The following is a 3,840-nucleotide window of genomic DNA, read 5'->3' as shown; positions in this document are numbered from 1 at the left end:
CATCAAGATCGAGATGCACTTCCTCCCCGATGTCTTCGTCGAGTGCGAAGAATGCAAAGGGAAGCGGTACAACCGCGAGACACTTGAAGTCCGGTACCGGGGAAAGACGATCGCGGATGTCCTCGCGATGAGTGTCGAGGAGGCACGGAGCATCTTCGAGAATATCCCCGCAATCAGCCAGAAGCTTGAGACACTCTGCCGCGTGGGGCTTGGCTACATCAAGCTCGGGCAGAGTGCCACCACCCTTTCAGGCGGGGAGGCGCAGCGGATCAAGATCACCCGCGAACTCGCAAAACGGGCGACCGGCAGGACCCTCTATCTCCTTGATGAGCCGACAACCGGCCTTCATTTCCATGATGTCAGCAAGCTCATCTCGGTGCTCGACGATCTTGTGGAGAAGGGGAATACGGTCGTTGTGATCGAGCATAACCTCGATGTGATCAAGTCCGCAGACCATATCATCGATCTCGGCCCCGAAGGCGGTGATGGCGGCGGGGAGATCATCGCGGCAGGGACTCCTGAGGAGATCGCAGGTGTACCTGAGAGCCATACAGGCCGGTTCCTCAGGCCCCTCCTTGAGCCATGATCGATACCACCCATATTCCCGAAGAGCCGGGTTCATATCTTTTTCTTGATGAATCCGGCACCGTCATCTATGTCGGCAAGGCAAAGAACCTCAGGAAGCGGGTGCAGAGCTATTTTACGAAGAAGGGGCTGGATCCAAAGACCGCTGTGCTGGTTGATGCGATCAGATCTGTTGATTTCATCGCAACAGCAAACGAGACAGAAGCCTTCATTTTAGAGAATACGCTGATCAAACGGCACCAGCCAAAATACAATATCGACCTGAAGGATGCAAAGAGCTTCGCCTTCATCCATATCTCCGGCGATCCATTCCCAAGGATCGGGATTGCCCGGAAGGCAGGGGCAGAAGGGAGGTACTTCGGCCCCTTCGTCTCTGCCCGTGAGCGGGATCGGCTGCTTGCGATGGTGAAGAAGATCTTCGGCCTCCGTTCATGCAGGCGGCTCCCAAAACGTGCCTGCCTCCGCTACCATATCAACACCTGCCCGGCACCCTGCATCGGGGAGATCTCCAAAGAGGCATATGCAGAACGGGTTCGGCAGGCAGAGGAGGTCCTGAAAGGCAGGACAAGGGAGCTGATTTTTGATCTGAAAGCCGGGATGGAACAGCTATCCCGGAACTGCGAATTTGAGTCTGCAATCACGATCAGGGAGACGATCACTGCCCTCGAACATCTCTCCGGGAGGCGGATGGCTGCCCGGAGAAGAGCCAGCGAAGGGGATGTCATCCAGTACCGGATCACCGGCGGCGAGGTCTTCCTCCTCCTCTTCCACCAGAGGAACGGGACACTGGTCGAAAAAGAGGAGTTCCGGTTCAATGAAACACCCGGATTCCTCTCCGAGTTCCTTGTCCAGTACTACAGCGACCATGAGGTGCCGGGCGAGGTGATCCTCCCGGAGACGGTGGATGAGGCGATAGCCGGGTACCTGGCTGAGATCCGGGGGAAGATCGTCACCATCACCGTCCCGAAGCAGGGGGCAAAACGGGAACTCCTTGATCTTGCTGCAAAGAATGTCGATCTCACCTGGTTCTCGGGGAGTGAGCGGGTGAAGGCGCTTGGGCGGGCACTCCGGCTGGCAGCTGATCCCGAGGTGATCGAGTGTTTTGATATCTCGCATCTCTCCGGCACCGCCGCTGTCGGGGGGATGGTCCGGTTCGTCGGCGGAAAGCCTGATAAGCGGGGATACCGGCGGTTTTCCCTGAAGAGTGCCGTCGGGGGGGATGATCCCGGATCGATCCGGGAGGTGGTTTCGCGGCGGTACTCGCGGCTGGTTGCAGAAGACGGGGAGATGCCGGACTTAATCGTCATCGATGGCGGAAAAGCACAGCTCTCGGCCGCATATGCCGAGCTGAATAAGCTCGATCTCGATATCCCCGTCATTGCGCTTGCAAAACGGGAGGAGGAGATCTATCTCCCGAAACTCCCCTATCCCCTCCCGGTGCCTTCAGACGATCCCGCCTCCCTCCTCATCCAGGAGATCAGGGACGAGGCGCACCGGTTCGCCGTCAGCTATAACAGGATCAAGCGAAGAAAGAAGGTTATTCCATGAACTTCACCCTACACGCGGACTTCAAACCGGCAGGCTCCCAGCCTGATGCCATCAGGGGTTTAACCAGCGGTTTTTCCGGGGGGATGGGGAAACAGACCCTCCTCGGGGTGACGGGATCAGGGAAGACCTTCACGATCGCAAACTTAATCACAGAACTCCAGATGCCCACCCTCGTCCTTGCCCATAACAAGACCCTTGCGGCACAGCTCTATAATGAATTTCAGGACTTCTTCCCTGAGAATCGGATCGAATACTTCGTCTCTTATTATGACTATTACCAGCCGGAATCCTATCTTCCAAGAAAAGACCAGTATATCGAGAAAGATGCGGATATCAACCCGAAGATCGAGCAGATGCGCCTCTCCGCAACCGCCTCGCTCCTCTCACGCAACGACACCATCATCATCTCCTCGGTCTCCTGCATCTACGGCCTCGGCAACCCCGAACATTTCCGGAACCTCGGGTTTGAGCTCCGGTGCGGTGAGAAGGCAAAGCAGCGGGAGATCATCGAGCGGCTGGTTGAGATCCAGTTCGAGCGCAACGACACCGAACTGATGCCGGGAAGGTTCCGGGTGCGTGGCGATACCATCGAGATCATCCCCGGATACTTCAATGATATCATCAGGATCGAGCTCTTCGGCGACACGGTCGACCGGATATCAGAGATCGAGAAGACGAGCGGGCGGCGGCTCTCCACGATGGAGTATTTCCATGTCTATCCCGCCCGCCATTTCGTCACCCCGGAAGACGAGCGGAAGCGGGCGGTTGAGTCAATCCGGGCCGAACTGGACGAGGTGCTCCCGACGCTCGGGATGATCGAGGCGCACCGGCTGCGCCAGCGTACCCTCTTTGATATCGAGATGATCGAGGAGACCGGGAGCTGTAAAGGTATCGAGAACTATTCACGCCATTTTGACGGGAGATCCGCAGGCGAGAAGCCGTACTGCCTCCTCGACTATTTCCCCGGCGATTTTCTCCTGATCATAGACGAGAGCCACCAGACCCTGCCGCAGGTGCGGGGGATGTTCAATGGCGATTATGCACGGAAGAAGAACCTGGTCGAGTACGGGTTCCGCCTCCCAAGCGCTTTTGATAACCGCCCCCTGAAGTTCCATGAGTTTGAGGGGTACATGAAGCAGGTCGTCTTCGTCTCGGCAACCCCCGGAAGCTATGAGGCAGAACATGCCGAACAGGTGGTAGAGCAGATCATCAGGCCGACCGGCCTCGTCGATCCGGTGGTTGAGGTGAGGCCAATCGACGGGCAGACCCAGGATCTGGAGAGGGAGATCCTCCGCACCATCGAGCAGGGGGACCGGGTGCTTGTGACCACCCTCACCAAGAAGCTTGCCGAGGAGTTCACGGATTATCTCATCGGGCGGGGGATCAAGACACGGTACCTCCATTCCGAGATTGTAACGCTTGAGAGAACGGAGATCATCAGGCAGCTCAGGCTCGGCACCTTCGATGTGCTGGTCGGGATCAACCTGCTCCGGGAAGGGCTGGATATTCCCGAGGTCGGGTTCGTCGGCATTCTGGATGCAGACAAGGAAGGGTTCCTGAGAAACGAGAAGAGCCTGATCCAGACGATCGGCAGGGCTGCGAGGAACGCGAACTCCCGTGTCGTCCTCTATGCTGACAAAATGACAGACTCGATAAAGCGGGCCCTTGCCGAGACGGAACGGAGGCGGAAGCTCCAGATCGCCTTCA

General features: G+C 57.5%; 3 protein-coding genes. All 3 read left to right on the top strand.

Going from position 1 to position 3,840, the window contains the following annotated elements:
• Positions 1 to 586 (top strand): ATP-binding cassette domain-containing protein (locus QCH34_RS08430; protein WP_300332815.1); only part of this gene is annotated, 586 nt, incomplete at its 5' end.
• Positions 583 to 2,133 (top strand): excinuclease ABC subunit UvrC, encoded by a 1,551-nt coding sequence (gene uvrC, locus QCH34_RS08425; protein WP_300332813.1) that lies wholly within the window; start codon positions 583 to 585, stop codon positions 2,131 to 2,133. The genes QCH34_RS08430 and uvrC, both read left to right, overlap by 4 nt.
• Positions 2,130 to 3,840: excinuclease ABC subunit UvrB (gene uvrB, locus QCH34_RS08420; protein ID WP_300332811.1), on the top strand; the 1,711-nt coding region annotated here is incomplete at its 3' end. The genes uvrC and uvrB, both read left to right, overlap by 4 nt.

The organism is Methanocalculus sp. (genome assembly GCF_029762515.1).
Classification (GTDB): Archaea; Halobacteriota; Methanomicrobia; order Methanomicrobiales; family Methanocorpusculaceae; genus Methanocalculus.
Note: the sequence above shows the minus strand (reverse complement) of the source record. Positions and strands in the feature narration are given on the sequence as shown.

Excerpts from the sequence above, each read along its gene's own strand:
- uvrC (WP_300332813.1), top strand. The coding sequence starts at position 583 with ATGATCGATACCACCCATATTCCCGAAGAGCCGGGTTCATATCTTTTT.